Consider the following 21,768-nt stretch of genomic DNA (forward strand, 5'->3'; position numbering starts at 1 on the left):
GCTGCCTCGGCGGCCGGCCCCGCTCGCCAGGAGGCCGCCGCCGTGCTCGCCCGGTTCAGCTGACCGACCGCCCCGGCTGACCGCCCGGACGGGCGTCGCCTGGTCGCCGCACGGCGGCCCGGGCGACGCCCGTGGGCGCGCCTAGAATCTCCGCATGGCCCGCCGCGCTGACCCCGCCCCCTCCCCCGCCCCGGCGGAGGGGCGTCGTCGAGGGCTGTTCCGCCGCAAGCCGCGCACCGGCCCCGGGCGCATCGCGCAGATGCGCGAGGTCTACCGGATGACCGCCCGCGTCGACCCGTCCGTCAAGTGGTGGATGATCGGCGCCCTCGTCATCCCGTTCGCGGTCTTCGAGGTCATCGGCCTCCTCACGGGCCACCCGATCTACTTCGGCATCATCGGCGTGCTCTTCGCCGTGCTCGCCGCGCTGTTCGTGCTGGCGCGCCGCGCCGAGTCGGCCGCGTACAAGAGTCTGGAGGGCCAGCCCGGCGCTGCCGGTGCCGCTCTGCGCACGCTGCGCCGCGGCTGGCTGGTGGAGGAGGAGCCGGTCGCCATCGACCCGCGCACCCGAGACGTGGTCTTCCGCGTGGTCGGCCGCCCCGGCGTCATCCTCGTCTCCGACGGTCCCGCGCCCCGCGTGAACCGCCTCCTCGAGGACGAGAAGCGCCGCACGGCCCGCGTCCTGCGCGACGTGCCGCTGCACACCCTCCAGTGCGGGCGCGGCGAGGGCCAGACCCCGCTGCCCAAGCTGCCGAAGAAGGTGCAGCGCCTGGAGCGCAAGCTCACCAAGCAGGAGGTCGCCGAGGTCACCAAGCGCCTGAAGGCGCTCGGTGGGGTCCGCCCGCCCATCCCCAAGGGCATCGACCCGTTCCGCGCCCGGCCCGACCGGCGCGCGGTGAGGGGCCGCTGAGCACCGCGTCGGGGCAGCGCGTCCGCGCGCTCGTCGTCGACGTCGACGGCGTGCTGCGGCGCTGGGACCCCGCGGAGTGGGCCGGCGCCGAGGCGCGCGCCGGCGTCCCCCGGGGGTCGCTGTACCGCGCTGCCTTCGACAGGCCGGCGCTGCGCGCGGTCGTCACGGGGCGGACCACGGACGAGCAGTGGCGCGAGGGCACGGCCGAGCGCATCGCGCATGCCCACGGGGTGGGCCTGGACGCCGCGCGCGACGTCGTCGCCAGCTGGTCGGCCTCCGCGGGTGAGGTCGACCGCGGCGTGCTCGAGCTCATCCGCGAGCAGCGCCGCACGCGCCGCGTGGTGCTGCTGAGCAACGCCACCGACAGGCTCGACGCGGACCTCGCCCGCCTCGGCGTGGAGGACGAGGTGGACGGCGTCTACGCGACCTGGCGGATCGGCGTCGCCAAGCCCGACCCGGCGGTGTACCAGCACGTCGCGGACGACCTGGGCCTGCCGACCTCCGCGTGCGCCTTCGTCGACGACTCCCCCAAGCACGTGGAGGGGGCGCGGGCCGCCGGCATGGTGGCGCACCTGTTCACCGGCGCCGACGACCTGCGCGTCTTCCTCGCCTCGCTGGGCTAGGGCGTGCGGCGGCCCTCGTGGGCCGCGAGCAGCGTGAGCGCGGCGAGGGTCACCGCGTCGACCACCCTGCCGTCGCCGACCATCGCGTCGAGCTCCTCGCGCGACACCCACCGGGTGACGAGGTCGGCCTCGGTCTCCTCGAGCCGCTGCTCCCCCGCGGTGAGGTCCTCGGCGAGCCACGCGTGGCCGCGCTGGGAGGCCATGCCCGCGGCGAGGTCGAAGCTGCCGAGCGGTGTGAGCCGCTGCGCGCGCAGGCCCGTCTCCTCGGCCAGCTCGGCGCGGGCGAGGTCCTCCAGGGACCCGGTGGCGCCGGAGGGCCAGGTGCCCTGCGGGAACTCCCAGCGGCGGGCGCGCACGGGGTAGCGGTACTGCTGCACCAGCCACCAGCCGTGCCCGGGCCCGTCAGCGGGCGTGGTGCGGGGCAGCACGATGCAGAAGTCGGGCTTGTCGACCACGCCGTAGACCCCCGTGGTCCCGTCCTCGCGGCGCACCAGGTCCTCCCGGACGCTGATCCAGGGGTTGGCGTAGACGACGCGGGTCTCGACCTGCTCCACGACGACGACGCTAGCGGCGACCTGCCGGCCGGCCGCTGCCGCGCAGCAGCACCGTGCCGGCGAGCTTGTCGTGCAGCTGGCGGCCGTCACCGCCCGGCAGGAAGGCGGGCAGCACCAGCGCGACGAGCACGGCGCGCAGCAGGGCGGCGAGCGGCGGCGGGGGCGTCGTCGTCGTGACGAGCCGGTGGACCCGCAGGCCCAGCAGGGCGTGCCCGAAGCTGCCCCCCAGCGTGGCCACCAGGACCACCTGCTCGACCACGAAGAGCAGCAGGGTGGCGCCGGGGTGGTAGTCGAAGAAGGCGTAGGAGACCAGCGAGCAGGCCAGCCAGTCCACGACGATCGCGGCGACGCGCCGGCCGGGGGTGGCCAGGGAGCCGGGACCGGCCGGGGGCAGCCCGAGGCCCTGACCGGGCCAGGCGTCCGCGGGTGCCGTCACGGGCCCAGGCTACGGGCGGTCCCGGTGATCGGCGCCGGGCGGCTCCCCCGTAACCTGCCCGAAATGCCGGCGTCACAAGCCGGAGACGCGTGCTCCCTAGCGTGCGACGACGGCAGACGCACCAGCTGTGCCAGCGCGACCCCCCGAGGAGGGTGGATGTTCAAGGACGCGAACGAGGTCACCAGGTACATCACCGACAACGACGTCAAGTTCGTCGACGTCCGTTTCTGCGACCTGCCCGGCGTGATGCAGCACTTCAACGTGCCCGCCGCCACGGTCGACGAGGACTTCTTCACCGAGGGCCAGATGTTCGACGGATCCTCGATCCGCGGCTTCCAGGCCATCAACGAGTCGGACATGAAGCTGGTGCCGGACCTCGACACCGCCTACGTCGACCCGTTCCGCGTCGAGAAGACGCTGAACATCAACATGCACATCGTCGACCCCATCACGGGCGAGCCGTACAGCCGCGACCCGCGCCAGATCGCGGCGAAGGCCGAGGCCTACCTCAAGAGCACGGGCATCGCCGACACGGCGTTCTTCGCGCCGGAGGCCGAGTTCTACATCTTCGACGACGTGCGCTTCAAGACCTCCCAGCAGGAGGCCTACTACCACATCGACTCCATCGAGGCCGCGTGGAACACCGGTCGCGTGGAGGAGGGCGGCAACCGCGGGTACAAGACGCCCTACAAGGGCGGCTACTTCCCGGTGCCCCCGACGGACCACTACTCCGACCTGCGCGACCAGATGAGCCTGGCGCTCGACGCGCAGGGCCTCGGCGTGGAGCGCGCCCACCACGAGGTGGGCACCGCCGGCCAGACCGAGATCAACTACCGGTTCGACACGCTCGCCAAGTCGGCCGACAAGATCATGCTGTTCAAGTACATCATCAAGAACGTGGCCTGGCAGGCGGGCAAGACCGTCACCTTCATGCCCAAGCCGCTCTTCGGTGACAACGGCTCGGGCATGCACGTCCACCAGTCGCTGTGGAAGGACGGCTCGCCGCTCTTCTACGACGAGTCCGGCTACGGCGGCCTGTCCGACACCGCCCGCTGGTACATCGGCGGCCTGCTCCACCACGCGCCGTCGCTGCTCGCCTTCACCAACCCGACGGTGAACAGCTACCACCGCCTGGTCCCGGGCTACGAGGCCCCCGTGAACCTCGTCTACTCGGCGCGCAACCGCTCCGCCTGCGTGCGCATCCCGATCACGGGCTCCAACCCCAAGGCCAAGCGCATCGAGTTCCGCGTGCCGGACCCGTCGTGCAACCCGTACCTGGCGTTCTCCGCGATGCTGCTCGCCGGCATCAACGGCATCCAGAACCGGATCGAGCCGCCGGACCCGGTGGACAAGGACCTGTACGAGCTGCCGCCCGAGGAGCACGACGCCATCGCGCAGGTGCCGGGCTCGCTCGGCGCCGTCCTCGACGCGCTCGAGGAGGACCACACGTACCTGACCGACTCGGGGGTCTTCACCGAGGACCTCATCGAGACCTGGATCGAGTACAAGCGGAAGAACGAGATCGACCCGATCCGCTTCCGCCCGCACCCGCACGAGTTCGAGATGTACTACGACATCTGATCTGCGCGAGCGCGTGACCGCGGTGTCCTGACCGCGGGTTCGAGCCCGCACCGCCCGCCCTCGACGGGGAAGGCGGTGCGGGCTCGCCGCGTCCTCACCGGTGGGCCTCGGCCGTCCCGGGCGCCGGCCCCTCAGCCCACGCGGAAGACCGGCCACCCGATCTCCGTGCGCCACGCGGCCGGGTCGCTCGCCTCGCGCGGGCCCACCAGGTAGACCTCCCGCACCGGCCCGGCCACCGCCATCGCGTTCCGCACCACCCAGGCGCCGAGCTCCCCGTAGGTGACCTCGACGCCGTCGTGCTCCCCGGCGTGCGTGGTCACCGCCAGCTCGGCGGCGGGGAGGGTCACGGCGTGCACCCGCCCCGTGCGCGGCGGGGCGTCCGTGGGCAGGTAGAGCAGCACCCGTCCCCGCCCCTGCTCGAACAGGGCGCCGTCGTAGCTCCCCCCGGGCGGACCGGTGGCCGCGCCGCCGACGGCCGCCTCCAGCTCGGCCAGTGCCCCGGCGTACCAGGCGCCGACGTCACCGTGGCCGACCACGGCCTCCACCGCAGCGACGGTGCGAGCGGGCTCGGCCCGCAGCTGCACGGAGATCGGGGCCGGGTCGGGCTGCAGCAGGCGCCGCAGCGACACCACCGCGGCCCGGGTGCGGTCGAGCTGGTCCTCCAGGCGCTGCAGGTGGTCGGCGACCAGGGACGCGCGCACGCCGGGGTCCGGGGTCTGCACGATCCGCTGCACCTCGCCCAGGGGGACGTCGAGCTCGCGCAGCCGGTGGATGACCTGCGCGGTGGGGATCTGCTCGACCGCGTAGTAGCGGTACCCGGTGGTCCCGTCGACCACGGCAGGGTCCAGCAGGCCCGCCTCGTGGTAGCGGCGCAGCGTCCTCACGCTCAGCTGCGTCATCCGCGAGAACTCCCCGATGGTCAGCACCCGGCCAGCCTGGACCCTCTCCCGGGGAGAGGGTCCAGCGCTTGACCCTCCCGCGCCGCGAGGCCGCACGGTCGGTCCATGACGCACACCAGCGACCCCAGGGCCGACCAGCTCCCCGCCGCCGTCAGCGGCTTCCTCTCCGCCAGCACCGTGCACGACGCCGACGCGGCCGCGGCGTTCCTGGCCGACGACGTCGTCGTCGTCGACCAGGGCGAGTCCTTCCGCGGGCTGCAGGAGGTCCACGCCTTCGTGCGCGACGCCGGCGCCGAGTTCGACTACAGGACCGAGCAGGTCGGGGCCCATCGAGTGGACGACGAGCACTGGGTGGTGGTGCTGCGCCTGGAGGGCGGCTTCCCCGGAGGCGTCGCCGAGCTCGACTACCGCTTCTCGGTGCGCGACGCCCGCGTCAGCGAGCTCGTCATCGCGAACCACCTCGCCTGATGGCCGAGCGGCAGCCCGTGGACCGCGACCGCCTCGACGGTCGCCGGGCGCTGGTGACGGGCGGGACCAGGGGCACCGGGAGGGCCGTGGCCGACAGGCTGCGGGAGATGGGGGCCGACGTCTGGGTCACCGCCCGGACGGTGCCCGAGGGGTACCAGCACCCCGACCGCTTCATCGGCGCGGACACCTCCACGCTCGAGGGGACGGACGCCGTGGCCTCGCGGCTCGCCGAGGTCGCAGGCCCCCTCGACGTGCTCGTCCACGTCGTCGGCGGGTCGACGACGCCGCCCGGCGGGTACGCGGCCGTCTCCGACGAGCAGTGGCTCGCCGAGCTGGGCCTCAACCTCCTCGGCGCGGTGCGGCTCGACCGCGCCCTCCTGCCGGCGGTGGTCGCGTCGGGACGGGGCGTGGTGGTGCACGTGACGTCCATCCAGCGCCAGCTGCCGCTGCACGAGGCGACCCTGGCGTACGCCGCCGCCAAGGCCGCGCTGCGCACGTACAGCAAGGGCCTGGCCAACGAGCTCGCCCCGCACGGCGTGCGGGTCAACGCGGTCAGCCCGGGCGGCATCCAGACGGAGGGCTACCAGGTGTTCGCTGACCGGATCGCGGCGGGCAGCGGCCTCACCCGCGCCGAGGCCGAGCAGAGCATCCTCGACTCCCTCGGAGGGGTGCCGCTGGGCCGGTTCGCCACAACGCAGGAGGTCGCCGACCTGGTCGGCTTCCTCGTCTCCGACCGCGCGACGGCCGTCGTCGGCGCCGAGTACGTCATCGACGGCGGCACGGTGCCGACCGTCTGAGTGACGGCGACCACCCGCACCGCCCGGCCCGGGAAGGGCCGGGCGGTGCCCGCCGGTTGCGCTCAGAGGCAGGAGGAGGCCCTGGGTGGACCAGCGGGACGTGGACGTGGTGGTGATCGGTGCGGGGCAGGCGGGTCTGTCCGCAGCCCACCACCTGCAGCGGCGAGGGCGCTCCTTCGTCGTCCTGGACGCCGAGGACGGACCCGGCGGCGCGTGGCGCCACCGGTGGCCCTCCCTGCTCATGGCCACCGTCAACGGCATCTTCGACCTGCCCGGCCTCCCCCAGGACCCGCCCGACCCGGCCGAGCCGAGCCGCGTGGCGGTCCCGCGGTACTTCGCCGAGTACGAGCGGCTCACGGGACTGGCCGTCCGGCGCCCGGTCACCGTGACCTCGGTGGAGGCCGTCGACGAGGACCCCGCCGGCCGCCTCCTCGTGCGGACCACCGCCGGCGGCTGGAGCGCCCGCGCCGTCATCAACGCCACCGGCACCTGGAACAACCCGGTCCTGCCCACCTACCCGGGGCGGGCCACCTTCGCCGGCAGGCAGCTGCACGCCCGTGAGTACGGGAGCGCGGAGGAGTTCGCCGGCCAGCGGGTGGCGGTGGTCGGTGGCGGCATCACCGCCGTGCAGCTGCTGGAGGAGGTCTCTCGGGTGGCGACCACGCACTGGTACACCCGGCGGGAGCCGGTCTTCCGCGATGGTGGCTTCGACCCCCAGGTGGAGGGCCGGGAGATCATCGCCCGGGTCACCGCGGACGTCGAGGCCGGACGCCCCACCGGCAGCGTGGTGTCCTATACCGGCCTGTTCTGGACCCCGTACGCCGTCGCCGCCCGCGACCGCGGCGCACTGCAGCGGCGCCCGATGTTCAGCGAGGTGCGCCCCGAGGGGGTCGTCGAGGCGGACGGCACGCTGACGCCCCTGGACGCCGTGCTGTGGGCGACCGGCTTCAAGCCCTCCCTGGGACACCTGGAGCCGATGGGACTGCGGGACCCGGGCGGCGGGATGCGGATGGCCGGGACCCAGGTCGCTCGGGAGCCGCGGGTGCACCTGGTCGGTTTCGGCCCGTCGCAGTCCACCGTCGGCGCCAACCGCGCCGGGCGCGCCGCCGTGGTCGGGGTCAGCCGGCTGCTCGCAGCCGCCTGACCCGCGGCGAGGGCCTCGTGGGCTCGGCCAGCGAGCGACGGCTGCCACCAGCAGACGACCTTGACGCCGCAGACCCAAAACCCTACCGTCTGGTAACTGGTCCGCGGGGTCCGTCGTCGTCGACGGGTGCAGCCCGCCGACGGAAGGAGCCCCGTGAGCACGCCCGCCATCTCCGTGCAGCTGTACACCGTGAAGGACGCCCTCGACGCCGACCTGGAGGGCACCGCCGCCCGCCTGGCCGGGCTCGGCCTCGACACCGTGGAGGCCTTCGACTTCGTGCGCCGCCCCGCCGAGCTCAAGGCTGCGTTCGACGCCCACGGCCTGTACGCCCGCACCGGTCACGCCTTCCTCCTCAGCGAGGAGATCACCAGCCCGGACGGGACCGTCGGGAAGCTCCCGTCCCTCGAGGAGACCCTGCAGGCCGCGAAGACCCTCGGCGTGGAGGTGGTCATCGACCCGTTCACCACCGCCGACCGGTGGCAGACCCGTGAGTCGGTGGCCGCCATGGCAGCGCGCCTCAACAGCGCCGCCGAGGCCGCCGAGGCGCTGGGCCTGCGGGTGGGCTACCACAACCACGACCACGAGCTGCGGGCGCAGATCGACGGCCGGCCCGCCCTGGAGGTGTTCGCCGACCTGCTCGACCCGCGCGTGCTGCTGGAGGTGGACCTCTACTGGGCCACCGCCGCCGGCGTCGACGCCACCGCGCTGCTGGGCCGCCTCGGGAGGCGCGTCGTCGCCGTCCACGCCAAGGACGGGCCGATGCGGGAGGGCATCTCCACCGCCGACCTCCCCCGCGACCAGGTGCCCGCCGGCCAGGGCGACGTGCCGCTCGACGCCGCCCTGCGGGCCGCGAGCGCCGCGCGGTTCGCCGTCATCGAGTTCGACCACTACGAGGGCGACCTCTTCGAGGGCATCGCCGCGAGCCGCGCCTGGCTGGCCCAGACCCTCCAGGGGGTCTCCGCATGAGCCGCACCGGACGCGTCGGCGTCGGCCTCATCGGCGCCGGGATGATCTCCCAGCAGTACCTCACCCACCTGACGCGCTTCCCCGACGTCGAAGTGCTGTTCGTCTCCGACATCGACACAGCCCGGGCCGCGGCGCAGGCCGCGGCGTTCGGCGTGCCCCGCTCGGGCACCGCGGCGGAGCTGCTGGCCGACGACGACGTCGAGATCGTCCTCAACCTCACGCTGCCCGCCACGCACGTGGAGGTCTCCACCGCGGTGCTGCGCGCGGGCAAGCACGTGTGGACCGAGAAGCCCGTCGGGCTGACCCGCGAGTCCGCCGAGGGCCTGGTGGCGCTGGCCCGCGAGTCCGGGCTGCTGCTCGGCGTGGCCCCGGACACGGTGCTCGGCACGGGGTGGCAGGCGGCCAAGCGCGCCATCGAGGCCGGCGTCATCGGCACGCCGCTCACGGCGACGACCACGATGCAGTACCAGGGTCCGGACGTCTTCCACCCCAACGCGTCCTTCCTGTTCGCGCACGGCGCCGGACCGCTGTTCGACATGGGCCCGTACTACGTGACCGCCCTGGTCCACCTCCTCGGCCCGGTGGCGCAGGTGGCGGCGATGGGCACGCGGGCGCAGGAGACCCGTCGCCTCCAGGTGGGACCCGATGCCGGACGGCAGTTCCCCGTGGAGGTGCCGACGCACCTGTCGGTGCTGGCGTCGTTCGAGCAGGGCGGCCAGGCCCAGTCGCTGCTGAGCTTCGACACCCCGCTGCTGCGGCAGGGCGTCTTCGAGGTCACCGGCACCGAGGGGACGATGGTGCTGCCCGACCCGAACACCTTCGGCGGCGGTCACGCCGTGCGCGTGGCCCGGCCCTTCGCCCCGGCCGACTTCACCGGTGGTGGCCGGCCCGAGCAGGTCTGGGAGACCGTCCACGAGGCCGAGCCGGAAGCCGGTCGCGGGCTCGGGGTCCTGACGATGGCCCGCGCGATCCGCTCCGGCGGGGTGCACGTGGCCACCGGCGAGGTGGGCCTGCACGTGCTGGACGTCATGCTCGCCTCGCTGGAGTCCGCGCAGACCGGTCGCTTCGTCGAGGTGGGGTCCACGGTCGACGCCGTCCCCTCGCTCCCGGAGGACTTCGACCCCTTCGCCGCCACCGTGGAGGTCCCGGCGCCCGTCGCCTGACGAGCGAGCGCCGCACGAGCTCCGCGCCGTCGGCACCTGGGCCGCTGGGGGGTCCAGGAGCCGGCGGCGCGGCTCACCCCTGCTGACCGAGGCCGGCGACGAGGCTGACGGCCACGGCGACGACGACGGTCCCGAACAGGTACGAGAGCAGGCCGTGGCCCAGCGCCGCCTTCCGGATGGAGGGGTCGGTGATCCGCACGTCCGGCACCGAGTAGCCCATCCCCACGGCGAAGGCGACGTAGGCGAAGTCGCTGTAGGCCGGCGCCTGCTCCTGGCTGAAGTCGATCCCCCGTCGCCGCCGGAGTAGTACCAGCGCGCGTACTTGAAGGCGAACACGGTGTTCACCAGCCCCCAGGACAAGACCACCACCAGCACGCTGAGGACCACGGTGGCGACCCCCGCGGCGTCCCGCGAGCTCGATCGCAGGAGGCCCTCGACGACGGCGCCGAGGCTGACCACCGTCGCCCACAGGACGGCCGCGTCGGTGGACCGCGTCCGTCCCTCCTCCTCGGCCAGCCGCTTGGTGCCCCGCGCGTCGCGCGGCCAGCTGGCCCGCCACGCCACCAGCGGGAGCGCCGCGGCGGCGACGCTCCACCCCAGGAGGAAGGCGAGGCCGGGCTCGCCGACGAGCGCGCTCGCCGCGCCCACGAGCACGCCCAGCCCGAGGCAGGTCAGCAGGCGGCGCCACGACAGGAGCGCCTTCCGCTGGCCGGCCTCGTCGTCCCCGACGTCGTCCCCGGCTGCGGTGCCGTCCACTGCTCGCACGTCAGCTCCTCACCCGAAGGGCCGCCACCGTGCTGGAGCTCGACGCCCCCATCGAAGCGCGGCGGGGCTGCTCGGGACATCGGCAGTCCTGCCGATGCGCCAGCCGCTGCCGCGGGCGTTCGCTGGGAGCAGCGCGACGCCGAAGCGGTGACGTCGCTGCGGCTGGAGAGGAGACGAGCATGAAGGCAGTCGTCTACGAGGGCCCGCGCCAGGTGAGCGTCAAGGAGGTGCCCGACGCCCGCATCGAGCGGCCGACGGACGTGCTGGTGCGCATCACGACGACCAACATCTGCGGCTCCGACCTGCACATGTACGAGGGGCGCACGGACTTCGAGACCGGCCGGTGGTTCGGCCACGAGAACATGGGCGAGGTGGTCGAGGTCGGCGCCGGCGTCGACAAGGTGCGGGTCGGCGACCGCGTGGTGCTGCCCTTCAACGTCGCCTGCGGCCACTGCAAGAACTGCGAGCACGGCCTGACCAACTACTGCCTCACGGCGCAGCCGGAGCCGAGCATGGCCGGGGCCGCCTACGGCTTCGCCGACATGGGCCCCTGGGCCGGGGGCCAGGCCGAGCTGCTGCGCGTGCCCTGGGGCGACTTCAACTGCCTGCGGCTCGGGGAGGACGCCGACGAGAAGGCCACCGACTACGTGATGCTCGCCGACATCTGGCCGACCGGGTACCACGCCACCGAGCTGGCCGGCGTCTCCCCCGGTGACCAGACGGTCATCTACGGCGCCGGTCCGGTCGGGCTCATGGCGGCGCTGTCCGCCACCGTCCGCGGCGCCAGCAAGGTGATGGTGGTCGACCGGCACCCGGACCGGCTGCGGCTGGCCGAGTCGATCGGTGCCATCGCCATCGACGACTCGAAGGTCGACCCGGTGCAGGCGGTCCTGGACCAGACGATGGGGCTGGGCGCCGACAACGGCTGCGAGTGCGTGGGCTACCAGGCGCACGACCCCTCCGGCGAGGAGCACCCGAACGACACCATGAACAAGCTGGTCGCGTCGGTGCGGTTCACCGGCAAGATCGGATCGATCGGCGTCTTCGTCCCGCAGGACCCGGGCGCGAAGGACGAGCTGGCCAAGAAGGGGCAGATCGCGTTCGACTACGGCAGCTTCTGGTTCCGGGGCCAGCACATCGGCAGCGGCCAGGCGCCGGTCAAGAAGTACAACCGCCAGCTGCGCGACCTCATCGCCGCGGGCAAGGCGTCGCCGTCGTTCATCGTCAGCCACGAGCTGCCGCTGGACCGCGCTCCCGAGGCGTACCAGCACTTCGACGCCCGCGACGACGGCTGGACCAAGGTCGTCCTCAAGCCGGCGGGGGCCTGACGTGGCGGGGCGGGTCAGCAGCGTCCTGCACTCCGTGCGGTCGGCGCGGTCCGCCGTCCAGCGGCCGAACGGCGGCGGAGGCGGACGGTCCCGAGGGCTGTCCGGGTGGATGGCCGTGACGGTGCTCCGCCCGCCGGGCGGGGTGGACACCGACCGGCTCCCCGCACCGCTGGCCGAGCTCGGCGACCGGATCGAGGTCCGCATCCAGCCGGCGAGCCAGGACAGGGGCACGGAGCTCGCGGCGCGCCTGCAGGGCGCGTCGCGCGGCAGCCGCCTGGACCGCCTCGGTGGGAAGGACGCCGAGGCGGACCTGCGCCAGGCGCTGCGGGAGTCCAAGCAGCTGCTGGAGGTGGGTGAGGTGCTCGCGGTCGACCCCACCCCCCACGGGCAGCGCAAGAGCACGCCCGGGGGGTCGCTCATCGAGAGGTGGACGACGGCGGCACCGCGAGGGGGTGTGCGGTGAAGGCGCTCACGTGGCGGGGCGTCAACGACGTGGCGGTCGAGGACGTCGCCGAGCCGACCATCCTCAACGACCACGACGCCATCATCGAGGTGACCCTGTCCGCCACCTGCGGCTCGGACCTGCACCTGCTGGGCGGGTACATCCCGGCGATGCGCTCCGGTGACGTGCTGGGGCACGAGTTCATGGGCACGGTCGTCGAGGTCGGGCCCGGGGTCCGCGACCGCCGGGTCGGTGAGCGCGTGGTGGTGGTCTCGTTCACCAGCTGCGGGCGCTGCTGGTACTGCCAGCAGGGGCTGTTCTCGCTGTGCGACAACGGCAACCCGAACCCGGGCATCACCGAGGCGCTGTGGGGGCAGGCGATCGGAGGCTGCTACGGCTATTCGCACGCGATGGGCGGCTACGCCGGCAGCCACGCCCGCTACATCCGGGTGCCCTACGCCGACCAGGGCACCTTCGTCATCCCCGACGGCGTCTCCGACGAGCGGGCGCTCTTCGCCTCCGACGCCGCACCGACCGGCTGGACCGGGGCGGACCAGGCCGGCGTGAAGGCCGGGGACACCGTCGCGGTCTGGGGTGCCGGTGGCGTGGGGCAGATGGCGGCGCGAGCGGCGATGCTCATGGGGGCCGAGCGGGTCGTCGTCGTCGACAGGTTCACCAACCGGCTCGAGCAGGCGCGCACGCACGTCGGCGCGGAGACCCTGGACTACTCCCAGGTCGACGTGCCGGCGGCGCTGCGCGAGATGACCGGCGGGCGCGGGCCCGACGTCTGCATCGAGGCGGTGGGCATGGAGGCGCACGCGAAGGGCGTGGTGCACCTGGTCGACCAGGTGAAGCAGCAGCTGCGGCTGCAGACCGACAGGCCCGGAGCGGTGCGCGAGGCGATCTACGCCTGCCGCAAGGGCGGGACGGTGTTCACCCTCGGCGTGTTCGGCGGGTTCGTCGACTCCTTCCCGCTGGGTGCGGTGATGGACAAGGCCCTGACCCTGCGCGGCGCGCAGCAGCACGGTCACCGCTACATCCCCGCGATCCTCGAGCACATGAGCAGGGACGAGGTGAAGACCGAGCACCTGGCCACCCACGTGATGCCCCTGGAGGAGGGCCCGAAGGGGTACCGGATGTTCAAGGAGAAGGAGGACGGCTGCGTGCGGTCGGTCTTCCGCCTCGACGGGTGAGTCACCGGTGAGCCGGCGGTGGGCGTCCTGCGGACTGGCAGGACGCCCACCGCAGCGGTAGGAACGTCGTGGGAGGCGCCGGCCGGTCCAGGACGGGCGGAGGTCCGGCGCTGCAGCCCCGCTGCCCGGAGGAGCCTCGTGCTCGAGACGGCAACCCTGGAACTGACGGAGGCTGCAGCCACCACCGGGACGCTGCGGCAGAGGGCGCAGACCGTGCTCGACGTGGTGGTGCGCCACGTGCCGTGCGACGCCGCGTGGCTCGCGGGCGTGGACCCCGTCCGCGGCGGTTACGCGTCCCTGGCGAGCACGCACCTCGACCGCAGCACCGTCGCCTACCTCAGCGGGCCGAGGATGGCCCGCGACATCGAGCTCACCCGGACCGACCCTTCCAGGCCCCCGCTGAGCCCGTCGGACCTGCCCTGCTCGGCCTCGGAGCTGTCGACGTGGGCGGAGTGCCTCGTCCCCGGGGACTTCCACGAGGCGCTGGCCGTGGCGCTGGTCGACCGGCAGGACCGCCACGTCGGCTTCCTGGCCCTCCTGTCCAGCTCGCGCCGGCCACCCGCGGCCGCCACCCGCCGCGCCCTCCAGCAGCTCGTGCCGTGGGTCGCCCGGGGCGTCGACCCGCTGCGCCACGTCGCAGCAGCGGCCGACCTGCTCGACGGCGCCACCGCCGGAGCCGTGCTGTACCGACGGGGTCACCACGGCGAGCTGCCGGGCCTGGACGGCGACGACCTCCTGGCCCCGGGGTCACCGCTGACGGCGGTCGCCCGGTCCTCCTTGGAGGCGGGCCGTCCCTTCTCGACCTTCCTGTGGCCGCGCGGAAGTCGTCACGCGCCGGACGGGCACGCCAGGGCGACCGTCCTCGCCGGGCGCCAGGACCAGGCCAGCCCCGTCCTCGGCGCCGTGGTGCTGTCAGCGGCCGACGACTGCCGCGGGCTCACCCCCAGGGAGCTGGAGGTCCTCGGACTGCTGGTGGAGGGGTGCTCCAACGCAGAGATCGCCCGGACGCTGGTGCTGGCACTGCGGACCGTCGCCGCCCACCTCGAGCACGTCCTGACCAAGCTCGAGGCGCCGACGCGCACCCTGGCCGCCGTGAGGGCGGACCGGGAGGGCCTGTACGTGCCGATGACGTGCGGCGGCCCGCTCGCGCGGTGACCGGGCGAGCGGGCCGTTCGGGCTACGCCTTCCGCGAGAGGGCCACCGCGGCGATGATGATGGCCCCGCGGACCACCTGCTGCTGGGCGACGTCGAGCCCGGCCAGGATCAGGCCGTTGTTGACCAGGCCCATGAAGAGCGAGCCGAACAGCGTCCCGATGATCGCTCCCCGGCCGCCGAACAGGCTGGTGCCTCCGAGGATGACCGCCGCGATGACGGTGAGCTCGTCGCCCTGGCCCCACTGGAACCTCCCGGACGCCAGGCGGCCGGCGTAGAGCATGCCCGCCAGCGAGGCGACCACGCCGGAGGTGAGCAGCACGAGGAACTTGATGCGCGCGGTGCGGATGCCGGTGTAGGCGGCCGCGGTGGGGTTGCCGCCGGTGGCGAGCACCTGCCGGCCGTACCGGGTTCGGTTCATGACCACCCAGCCGACCGCCACGGCCAGCGCCGTCCAGACGAGCAGGCCGGGGACGGGGCCGAAGTTCCCGCCGCCGAAGACCAGGACGTAGGTGTCGTCGGTGATGGGCTGCGGCGCGGAGCCGGTGATCCACTGGGCCAGGCCGGCGGCCAGCCCCAGCATGCCGAGGGTCACGAGGAACGACGGGATCCTCAGCAGCGCGACCAGGCCGCCGTTGACGGCGCCGATGACGGCGCCGGCCGCGAGGCCCGCCAGGACTCCCGGCACCAGCCCGTGGCTGGTGATGGTCATCGCGGTGACGACCGACGACAGACCCGCCACGGAACCGACGCTCAGGTCGATCTCCGCGTTCGCGATGACGAAGGTCATCGCGACCGCCATGACCGAGATGGTGGCCGTCTGGCGGACGATGTTGACGAGGTTGCCGCCGGACAGGAACCCGCTGTCGCCCAGCGTCGTCGCGAAGAGCACGAAGACGAGCACGAACGCGAGGTAGATGATGTTGCTGCGCCAGTCCAGGCGCGCGGTGACCCTGGTGAGGGGGCTGGTCGGCGTCGTCGCCGCGGCGGTGCTCATGCTGCTTCTCCCTGGATGATGAGCTGGAGCTGCTCTTCGCTGCGCACCTCGTGGCGCTCGAGCACCCGGTGGGTCCGGCCCCCGCGCAGGACCACGATCCGGTCGGCCACGGCCAGGAGCTCGGGCAGCTCGGAGGAGATGAAGACGACGCCGCCGCCGCGGGTGGCGAAGTCGCGGACGAGCTCGAGGATCTCGGTCTTGGTGCCGATGTCGACGCCGGCGGTGGGCTCGTCCATGACGAGGACCCGCGGCTCGGTGCTCATCCACTTGGCGACGACGACCTTCTGCTGGTTGCCCCCGGAGAGGAGCTTCACCGGTGCGAAGGGGTCCGCCGCCTTGATGGAGTACCGCCCGACGAGCTGCTCGGTCAGCTCCCGCGTCCGGGCGGGGCTGACGAAGGGCCCTGCGGAGACCCTGTCGAGCACGGGCAGCACGAGGTTGTCGGAGACCGAGTGCTCCAGCACCAGGCCCTGCTCGCGCCGGTCCTCGGGGACGAGTGCGACCCCCGCCCGCTGGGCCGCGGCGGAGCTCCTGAAGGCGACCGGCTCGCCGGCGAGGCAGAGCTCACCGCCGGTCGGGGCGTCGATGCCGCTGACCACGCGGGCGAACTCGGTGCGCCCGCTGCCCATGAGGCCCGCCAGCCCGACGACCTCGCCCGCCCGCACCGTGACGCTCACGGACTCGAGCACGTCGGCGCTGGCGATGCCGGTGGCCTCGAGCAGCACGGGGGCGTCCGGGTCTCGCGGGCGCTCCCGGTAGACGAGGTCGCCGGCGAGCCGGCGCCCGATGATCGCCTCGACGATGTCGGCCGGGGTGAGGACGTCGACGCGGTCGCTGAGGGAGACGCTGCCGTCCCGCAGGACGGTGATGCGGTCGGCGATGCGCCGGATCTCGTCCATCCGGTGGGAGATGTAGACGACGGCGATGCCGCGCGCCGTCAGCCGCTCGACGAGCCCGAAGAGGTTCTCCAGCTCGTGCTTGGCCAGGCTCGCGGTGGGCTCGTCCATGACGAGCACCCGCGCGTCCTTGGCCAGGGCCTTGGCGATCTCCACGAGCTGCCAGTACGCCGTGCTCAGTCGGCCGACCTCCCGGCGCGGGTCGAGGTCCACGCCGAGGTCGGCGAAGATCCGGCGCGCCTCCGCCTCGGCGGCCCGGTCGTCCACGAGGCCCAGCCGGCCTCGCCGCTCCCTGCCCAGGGAGATGTTCTGCGCGACGCTCATGGACGGGACCAGGCTGAACTCCTGGAAGACCATGCCGATGCCGGCCCGCTCGGCGTCGGCGGTGGAGCGGATGGTCACCGGCTCGCCGCCGACCTCGATGGTCCCCGCGGTGATGGGGTGCACCCCCTGGAGCACCTTCATGAGCGTGGACTTGCCCGCGCCGTTCTCCCCGGCGAGGGCGTGCACCTCCCCCGCGTGGACGTCGAGGTCGACGGACCTCAGCACCTTCACCGGGCCGAAGTCCTTGACCACGCCCCGCATGCGGACGGCGGGCACCCGCCCGTCGGGCTCGCTCACCGGCCCTCTCGCTCGACCTGGTCGACCGCCGTCCACGCCCCGGTCCGCCCCGAGGCGAGGATCGCCTCGTCGACCAGCGCGGTCTGGTAGCCGTCGGCGAAGTCGGGACGCACCGAGCCGCCCTCGGCGATGGCCTTGAAGATCTCGTACGCCTCGATGATCTTCGTCTCGGAGTAGCCGATCCCGAGCGCCGGGATGGGCCACAGCGACTCCCCGTACGGGGTGCCCGGACCGGTGTAGACGGTGCGGAAGCCGCGGCGGTCGGCGGGGTCGGCCTTGAACGCGACCTGCAGCTCGTCGCGGCGTTCGTAGTTGAAGAAGATCGTGCCCTCGGTGCCGTGGATCTCGAAGGTGATGTAGTTGTTGCGCCCCCAGGCGTTCCGCGTGGCCTCGATGGACCCGACGGCCCCGTCGCAGAACCGCAGCATGGTGATCGACTCGTCGTCGACGTCGACGGCGCCGCGGGGCCCGTCCGAGCCGCGCGAGGCGCCGAGGGAGTCGAAGCCGCTGCTCTGCAGCGGCCGGTCGTGGATGAACCGCGACACCAGCGAGCTGACCTCGTCGACCTCCCCCACCAGGTAGCGCGCGAGGTCGACCACGTGCGAGCCGATGTCCCCCACGGCGCCGGACCCGGCGATCGCCTTCTGGAAGCGCCAGCTCAGCGGGGAGTCGAGGTCGGCGCTCCAGTCCTGCAGGTAGGTCCCCCGGAAGTTGAGGACCTCCCCGATCGCCCCCTCCTCGACGTACTTCTTCGCCAGCGCGACGGCGGGGGTGCGGCGGTAGTTGAAGGCGACGGCGTGGACCACGCCGGCCTTCTGCACCGCCTCGAGCATCCGCTGCGCGTCTGCGGCGGTGGGGGCCAGGGGCTTCTCGCAGATGACGTGCTTGCCGGCCTCGGCGGCGGCGATCGCGATGTCGGCGTGCAGGTGGTTGGGCGTGGCGATGTCGACGACGTCGACGGAGGGGTCCGCGACGACGTCCTGCCAGGAGGTCGCGTGGCGCTCCCACCCGTAGCGGTCCGCGGCGGTGCGGGCGAGGTCCTCGCTGACGTCGACGATGACCTTGCGCACGGGGCGGGCCGGGGCGGGCCAGAAGTACATGGGCATGGCGGCGTAGGCGAGCGAGTGCGCCTTGCCCATGAAGCCGCCGCCGATGAGGGCGATGTTGAGGTCTCTCACGGTGGTCCTCCGGTGGTGCTGGTGCTGGGTCGGGTGGTCGGGGGGCCGTCAGCCCTCGAAGGCGTCCGTGACGGCGGCGGGCGGGTCGGCGCTGTAGACCTGCTTCCAGGCGTCGAGGACGTTCTCGTGGTCGACGGGCAGGGAGCTCAGCGCCACGTACGGCGGCACCTGCTCGCCGAGGGCGCTGAGCGCCGCGAGGTCCACCTCGGCGACGCCCTGGCTGTAGGGCAGCTGCGCCCCCAGGCCGACGACCATCTCCCCCTTGGCCAGAGCGATGGCGACGTTGGTGCCGAGGTCCTCGGTGGCGATCTTGATGTCGGTGCGGCCCGTCTCTCGGGCGGCGGCCATGACGCCCTCGGCGGGGACGTCCCACACGGCCCAGATGCCGTCGAGGTCGGCGTTCTTGGTGAGCATGGCGTTGGCGACGCCCTGCGCGTCACCGGCGAAGTCGGGGCCGGCGATCCCCTGCTCCTGCACGACCTCGATGTCGGGGAACTCGTCCTCGATCGTCGTCGTGAAGCCCTCGTAGCGCTGCTGGGTGACGAAGAAGTCGGCCTCGTGGTGGATCACGCCGATCTTCCCCTTGCCGCCGAGGGAGCGGGCGAACAGGTAGGCGGAGGTGACGCCGTTGCCGTAGTTGTCGGCCGAGACCATGGAGACGTAGTCCTGCCCGGCGGTGAAGCCGTCCGGGACGTTGTCCATGAAGACGAGGCGCACGCCCTGCTCCGCCGCCTTGCGGTACGCACCGGCCGTCGCCACCGGGTCCGTGGGGATCGACACGATGATGTCCGGGTCCTGCGCGAGGACGGTCTCGATGTCGGAGACCTGCTTGGCCGGGTCGAAGTTCGCGTCCGTGGTGGCGATGACCCGGATCCCCAGGCGCTCGAACTCGGCGTTGAGGCCGGCGATCTGGGCGTTGGCCCAGTCGTTGCCGCCGTAGTGCATGACGATCGCCGCGGTCAGACCCATCGCGGCGACCTCGGCGGCCTGGGCGTCGGTGACCGTGGCGGCCTCCACCGGAGAGGGGTCCTCGCCGTTCGGGCCCTTGCTGAGCACCTGGCCGGTGATCTCCTGCAGGGCGGCGTCGATCTCCTGGCTGACCGCGGGGTCCACCTCCTGGGCGGCCGAGCTGGTGGCGGCGGTGCAGCCGGACAGCACCAGGCAGAGGGCGGCGGCTGGCGCCGCCAGCAACCGGAGGTGGAGGGGCGTGCGGGAGGGCAGGCCGGTGGGCATGGTCGGACTCCTCGTCGAGTGCTGACTGGGTGGGCGGGTGGACGGCGGGGTGGTGCTGGTTCAGGCGGGGAGGTCGAGCAGCTCGACGAGGTGCTCGTAGCTGGTGCGCGCGGCGTCGAGGGGGTCGCCGGGGGTCGAGTCGAGCTCGACGACGAGCCAGCTGTCGTACTCCGCCTCGCGGATCGCGCGGACGATGTCGCGGAGGTCGAGGTCGCCGAGACCGAGCGGCAGGAAGGTCTGCGTGGCCAGGTCGACGTCCTTGAGGTGCACGTGCTGGAGCCGCTCCGGGTAGCGCCGGATGAGCTCGGCCGGGTCACCGCCGCCGGCGGCCAGGTGCGCGGTGTCGGGGCAGAAGCCGATGCGGGTGCGCTCCATGAGCCGGTCGAGCTCGTCGGGGGACTCGACGATGGTGCCCAGGTGCGGGTGGTAGCTGGCGTCGAGGCCGTGGTCGGCGGCGAGGTCGGTGACCCGGTCCAGCGCGGCGGCGAGCCGGTCGTGGTCCTCCTCCTGGACGCCGGCGGCGCGGCGGGCACCACCGCCGACCACGAGGCGCCCGGCGCCGAAGCGCGCCGCCAGCTCGCAGGCGGCGCGCACCTTGGCCATCTCGTCGGGCAGCACGTCGGCGTAGATGAAGTTCGCGCCGGTGTAGACGCTGACCAGCTCCACGCCCGCCGTCTCCATCGCCCGCAGGAACGGCTCGGGCCGGTCGGCGAGGGCAGCGAGGTTGCCGTCGAAGACCTCGACGCCCGCGTACCCCGCGGCGCCGATGTCGCGCACGGCGTCCAGGACCGAGCCGTTCGACAGGTAGTGGAGGTCCTTGGCGCTGGTGACGCCGGAGGGGTGTCCGACGACACCGCCCCAGGTGATCGTGTGGTGACCGAGCCGCATGGCTCCTCCGTCAGGGCAGGGGTGTGGGCAGGGGTGTGGGCAGGGGCGTGGGCGCGGTCGACCTGCGTCGGACCGCGGAGCGGGTGGGATCGGGGCTCGAGGTCAGCCGGCGCGGTGCGCGGCGGGCGCGGGCTGGAGCAGCACGTCGATCTCCTTCGATCGATCAGGAGGTGACGGTCGAGCCCGTTCCTGGAGCACCGCCACCAGGGCGTCCCCCCAGGGGGGAGGGGGGACGCCGCGGCGTGCCATGAGTGTGAACGTTCGCCCTACCGAGAGTCAAGCGAGAGGCGAACGTTCGCCTGAGGCCGTCGCCGTGGCCCCGTGCGCCTAGGCGCGCGGCGCCGCCGTCGAGCTGCGCACCACCAGCGCCGGAGCCACCGGGCGCGTGTCGACGGGCTCCCCCTCCATGAGCGACAGGAGGATCTCCATGCACCGCCGCCCCACGGTCGAGAACGACTGCCTCACCGTGGTCAGCGGGGGGAAGACCTGCGGCGCGAACTCGTTGTCGTCGAACCCCACCACCGACAGGTCCCGAGGCACGGACACCCCGGCCTCGTGCACCGCCCGCAGGAGACCGAGCGCCATGAGGTCGGAGGCGACGAAGACGGCGCTGGGCAGCCCGGTGGACAGCATCTGACGACCGATCTCGTACCCGCTCTCCCCCGACCAGTCCCCGAACCACACCCGCCCCGGGGTGAGGCGGTGCGCCTCGAGCTCGGCGCGCCAGCCCGCCAGCCGCACCTGGCCGTCGAGCCACTCCTGGCTGCCCGCCACGTGCGCGACGTCCACGTGCCCGGCCTCCACCAGGTGGCGGACGGCCAGGCGCGCCCCGAGCTGCTGGTCCTCGAAGAAGACGGTGAGCCCCGGCTGGCTCGCCCGGCCCGGCGCGAGCATGACCACGGGGAGGTCGGCCGGCACCTCCTGCGCCACCTGGGCCATGGGCACCCGGGGTGCGATGACGACGACGCCCTCCACGCCCCGCTCGGCGAAGTCCCGGAAGGTGTCGGCGACCAGCTCGGGGTCAGGCCGGTCCATGGTCGCCACCAGGGCGGTGTAGCCCGCGCTGCGAGCCGCCGACTCCACGGCGGTCAGGGTGCTGACAGGCCCGTACCGCGGGGAGGCGTCCGCGATGACGCCGATCGTGCGCGAGCGGCTGGTCTTCAACGCCCTCGCCGCGTCGTTGCGGCGGTACCCCAGCTCCGCGATGACCTCCAGCACCCGTCGGCGCGTGTCGGAGGACACCCTGGGGCCGTCGTTGATGACGCGGGAGACCGTCTGGTAGGAGACGCCGGCCGCGCGTGCGACGTCCTTCAGCGACGGCGGCCTGGTCTCTGGCACGGCAGGTCCTCCGGGGGACGCGAGGGCGGAGGGCCGACGGTAGTGCTGACCCGCACCCGGGGTGCACCGGCCCGGCGCGAGCCCTCGCACAGGACGGGTGCAGCGCTCAGCGTCACCGGACGCTCACGCGCCACCACCGGCTCCCCGCACCGGCCCAGCCGGGCCACCGGGTGACCGGCGACGGCCCGCGATCACGGGG

General features: G+C 73.5%; 21 protein-coding genes and 1 pseudogene. 12 read left to right on the forward strand and 10 right to left on the reverse strand.

What is annotated here, in order from left to right:
- Window positions 1-154 precede the first annotated feature (154 nt).
- Both FHN55_RS11010 and FHN55_RS11015 read left to right on the forward strand, forming a co-directional pair.
- The gene (locus FHN55_RS11010) at window positions 155-907 is read left to right on the forward strand and encodes a DUF4191 domain-containing protein (RefSeq protein WP_139712369.1); all 753 of its coding nucleotides are present in this window, start codon (window positions 155-157) and stop codon (window positions 905-907) included.
- Entirely contained in the window at window positions 904-1,530 is a 627-nt protein-coding gene (locus tag FHN55_RS11015) for an HAD-IA family hydrolase (RefSeq protein WP_373995728.1), read from the forward strand. Before FHN55_RS11010 ends, FHN55_RS11015 begins: the two co-directional genes overlap by 4 nt.
- Here the strand turns inward: FHN55_RS11015 and FHN55_RS11020 are convergent.
- Together FHN55_RS11020 and FHN55_RS11025 are read right to left on the reverse strand one after the other, a co-directional pair.
- The gene (locus tag FHN55_RS11020; RefSeq protein WP_139712371.1) at window positions 1,527-2,084 is read right to left on the reverse strand and encodes an NUDIX hydrolase; all 558 of its coding nucleotides are present in this window, start codon (window positions 2,082-2,084) and stop codon (window positions 1,527-1,529) included. The two genes, FHN55_RS11015 and FHN55_RS11020, sit on opposite strands and share 4 nt — an antisense overlap.
- Window positions 2,085-2,094: 10 nt before the next feature.
- Window positions 2,095-2,520, reverse strand: a complete 426-nt coding sequence (locus tag FHN55_RS11025; protein WP_139712372.1) for an RDD family protein — start codon at window positions 2,518-2,520, stop codon at window positions 2,095-2,097.
- A 156-nt stretch (window positions 2,521-2,676) separates the two neighbouring features.
- Here FHN55_RS11025 and glnA point away from each other — a divergent pair, with 156 nt between their 5' ends.
- Window positions 2,677-4,101, forward strand: coding sequence for a type I glutamate--ammonia ligase (gene glnA / locus FHN55_RS11030; RefSeq protein WP_139712373.1), 1,425 nt, complete (start codon window positions 2,677-2,679; stop codon window positions 4,099-4,101).
- Between the two features lie 131 nt (window positions 4,102-4,232).
- Here glnA and FHN55_RS11035 read toward each other — a convergent pair whose 3' ends face one another.
- On the reverse strand, window positions 4,233-5,027 hold the full coding sequence (locus tag FHN55_RS11035; RefSeq protein WP_139712374.1) for a MerR family transcriptional regulator: 795 nt from the start codon (window positions 5,025-5,027) through the stop codon (window positions 4,233-4,235).
- A gap of 78 nt (window positions 5,028-5,105) precedes the next feature.
- Between FHN55_RS11035 and FHN55_RS11040 the strand changes: the two genes are divergently transcribed.
- The 5 genes from FHN55_RS11040 to FHN55_RS11060 all read left to right on the forward strand — a co-directional run bounded on the left by FHN55_RS11040 (window position 5,106) and on the right by FHN55_RS11060 (window position 9,538).
- Window positions 5,106-5,468 (forward strand): nuclear transport factor 2 family protein, encoded by a 363-nt coding sequence (locus tag FHN55_RS11040; protein WP_139712375.1) that lies wholly within the window; start codon window positions 5,106-5,108, stop codon window positions 5,466-5,468.
- Window positions 5,468-6,265 carry an SDR family oxidoreductase gene (locus FHN55_RS11045; RefSeq protein WP_139712376.1) on the forward strand — a complete coding sequence of 266 codons (798 nt, stop codon included), beginning with the start codon at window positions 5,468-5,470 and terminating at the stop codon, window positions 6,263-6,265. The genes FHN55_RS11040 and FHN55_RS11045 overlap by 1 nt, the downstream gene beginning before the upstream one ends.
- 85 nt (window positions 6,266-6,350) lie before the next feature.
- A complete protein-coding gene (locus FHN55_RS11050; protein WP_218974572.1) occupies window positions 6,351-7,409 on the forward strand; it encodes an FAD-dependent oxidoreductase in 1,059 nt (352 codons plus the stop codon).
- Between the two features lie 153 nt (window positions 7,410-7,562).
- Complete coding sequence (locus tag FHN55_RS11055) at window positions 7,563-8,375, forward strand: sugar phosphate isomerase/epimerase (protein ID WP_139712377.1); 813 nt, start codon at window positions 7,563-7,565, stop codon at window positions 8,373-8,375.
- Window positions 8,372-9,538: a Gfo/Idh/MocA family protein gene (locus tag FHN55_RS11060; protein ID WP_139712378.1), complete on the forward strand. Its 1,167-nt coding sequence runs from the start codon at window positions 8,372-8,374 to the stop codon at window positions 9,536-9,538. Before FHN55_RS11055 ends, FHN55_RS11060 begins: the two co-directional genes overlap by 4 nt.
- A gap of 73 nt (window positions 9,539-9,611) precedes the next feature.
- Here the strand turns inward: FHN55_RS11060 and FHN55_RS24130 are convergent.
- A pseudogene (locus tag FHN55_RS24130) lies at window positions 9,612-10,303 on the reverse strand (DUF1345 domain-containing protein).
- A 179-nt stretch (window positions 10,304-10,482) separates the two neighbouring features.
- On the opposite strand from FHN55_RS24130, the gene FHN55_RS11070 reads away from it, so the two are divergent.
- From FHN55_RS11070 to FHN55_RS11085, 4 genes are all read left to right on the forward strand, one after another.
- Window positions 10,483-11,631 carry a glutathione-independent formaldehyde dehydrogenase gene (locus FHN55_RS11070; RefSeq protein WP_139712379.1) on the forward strand — a complete coding sequence of 383 codons (1,149 nt, stop codon included), beginning with the start codon at window positions 10,483-10,485 and terminating at the stop codon, window positions 11,629-11,631.
- Between the two features lie 115 nt (window positions 11,632-11,746).
- Window positions 11,747-12,094, forward strand: a complete 348-nt coding sequence (locus FHN55_RS11075) for a hypothetical protein (protein ID WP_139712380.1) — start codon at window positions 11,747-11,749, stop codon at window positions 12,092-12,094.
- On the forward strand, window positions 12,091-13,266 hold the full coding sequence (locus FHN55_RS11080; protein WP_139712381.1) for a zinc-dependent alcohol dehydrogenase: 1,176 nt from the start codon (window positions 12,091-12,093) through the stop codon (window positions 13,264-13,266). Before FHN55_RS11075 ends, FHN55_RS11080 begins: the two co-directional genes overlap by 4 nt.
- A 138-nt stretch (window positions 13,267-13,404) precedes the next feature.
- Window positions 13,405-14,421 carry a LuxR C-terminal-related transcriptional regulator gene (locus FHN55_RS11085; RefSeq protein WP_139712382.1) on the forward strand — a complete coding sequence of 339 codons (1,017 nt, stop codon included), beginning with the start codon at window positions 13,405-13,407 and terminating at the stop codon, window positions 14,419-14,421.
- 22 nt (window positions 14,422-14,443) lie between these two features.
- On the opposite strand, the gene FHN55_RS11090 is transcribed toward FHN55_RS11085, so the two are convergent.
- From FHN55_RS11090 to FHN55_RS11115, 6 genes are all read right to left on the reverse strand, one after another.
- On the reverse strand, window positions 14,444-15,415 hold the full coding sequence (locus FHN55_RS11090; RefSeq protein ID WP_139712383.1) for an ABC transporter permease: 972 nt from the start codon (window positions 15,413-15,415) through the stop codon (window positions 14,444-14,446).
- On the reverse strand, window positions 15,412-16,932 hold the full coding sequence (locus FHN55_RS11095; RefSeq protein ID WP_218974574.1) for a sugar ABC transporter ATP-binding protein: 1,521 nt from the start codon (window positions 16,930-16,932) through the stop codon (window positions 15,412-15,414). The genes FHN55_RS11090 and FHN55_RS11095 overlap by 4 nt, the downstream gene beginning before the upstream one ends.
- Window positions 16,929-18,110 carry a Gfo/Idh/MocA family protein gene (locus FHN55_RS11100; protein ID WP_139712384.1) on the reverse strand — a complete coding sequence of 394 codons (1,182 nt, stop codon included), beginning with the start codon at window positions 18,108-18,110 and terminating at the stop codon, window positions 16,929-16,931. Before FHN55_RS11100 ends, FHN55_RS11095 begins: the two co-directional genes overlap by 4 nt.
- A gap of 48 nt (window positions 18,111-18,158) precedes the next feature.
- On the reverse strand, window positions 18,159-19,343 hold the full coding sequence (locus FHN55_RS11105; RefSeq protein WP_139712385.1) for a substrate-binding domain-containing protein: 1,185 nt from the start codon (window positions 19,341-19,343) through the stop codon (window positions 18,159-18,161).
- 60 nt (window positions 19,344-19,403) lie between these two features.
- Entirely contained in the window at window positions 19,404-20,231 is an 828-nt protein-coding gene (locus FHN55_RS11110; RefSeq protein ID WP_139712386.1) for a sugar phosphate isomerase/epimerase, read from the reverse strand.
- Window positions 20,232-20,558: 327 nt separating this feature from the next.
- Complete coding sequence (locus tag FHN55_RS11115; protein ID WP_139712387.1) at window positions 20,559-21,569, reverse strand: LacI family DNA-binding transcriptional regulator; 1,011 nt, start codon at window positions 21,567-21,569, stop codon at window positions 20,559-20,561.
- Window positions 21,570-21,768: the final 199 nt, after the last annotated feature.

Origin of the sequence: Streptomyces sp. NP160, assembly GCF_006335115.1 — a bacterium.
GTDB lineage: Bacteria > Actinomycetota > Actinomycetes > Actinomycetales > Quadrisphaeraceae > Quadrisphaera.

Excerpts from the sequence above, each read along its gene's own strand:
- FHN55_RS11045 (WP_139712376.1), top strand. The coding sequence starts at position 5,468 with ATGGCCGAGCGGCAGCCCGTGGACCGCGACCGCCTCGACGGTCGCCGG.
- FHN55_RS11010 (WP_139712369.1), top strand. The coding sequence starts at position 155 with ATGGCCCGCCGCGCTGACCCCGCCCCCTCCCCCGCCCCGGCGGAGGGG.
- FHN55_RS11070 (WP_139712379.1), top strand. The coding sequence starts at position 10,483 with ATGAAGGCAGTCGTCTACGAGGGCCCGCGCCAGGTGAGCGTCAAGGAG.
- FHN55_RS11090 (WP_139712383.1), bottom strand. The coding sequence starts at position 15,415 with ATGAGCACCGCCGCGGCGACGACGCCGACCAGCCCCCTCACCAGGGTC.
- glnA (WP_139712373.1), top strand. The coding sequence starts at position 2,677 with ATGTTCAAGGACGCGAACGAGGTCACCAGGTACATCACCGACAACGAC.
- FHN55_RS11060 (WP_139712378.1), top strand. The coding sequence starts at position 8,372 with ATGAGCCGCACCGGACGCGTCGGCGTCGGCCTCATCGGCGCCGGGATG.
- FHN55_RS11110 (WP_139712386.1), bottom strand. The coding sequence starts at position 20,231 with ATGCGGCTCGGTCACCACACGATCACCTGGGGCGGTGTCGTCGGACAC.
- FHN55_RS11040 (WP_139712375.1), top strand. The coding sequence starts at position 5,106 with ATGACGCACACCAGCGACCCCAGGGCCGACCAGCTCCCCGCCGCCGTC.
- FHN55_RS11105 (WP_139712385.1), bottom strand. The coding sequence starts at position 19,343 with ATGCCCACCGGCCTGCCCTCCCGCACGCCCCTCCACCTCCGGTTGCTG.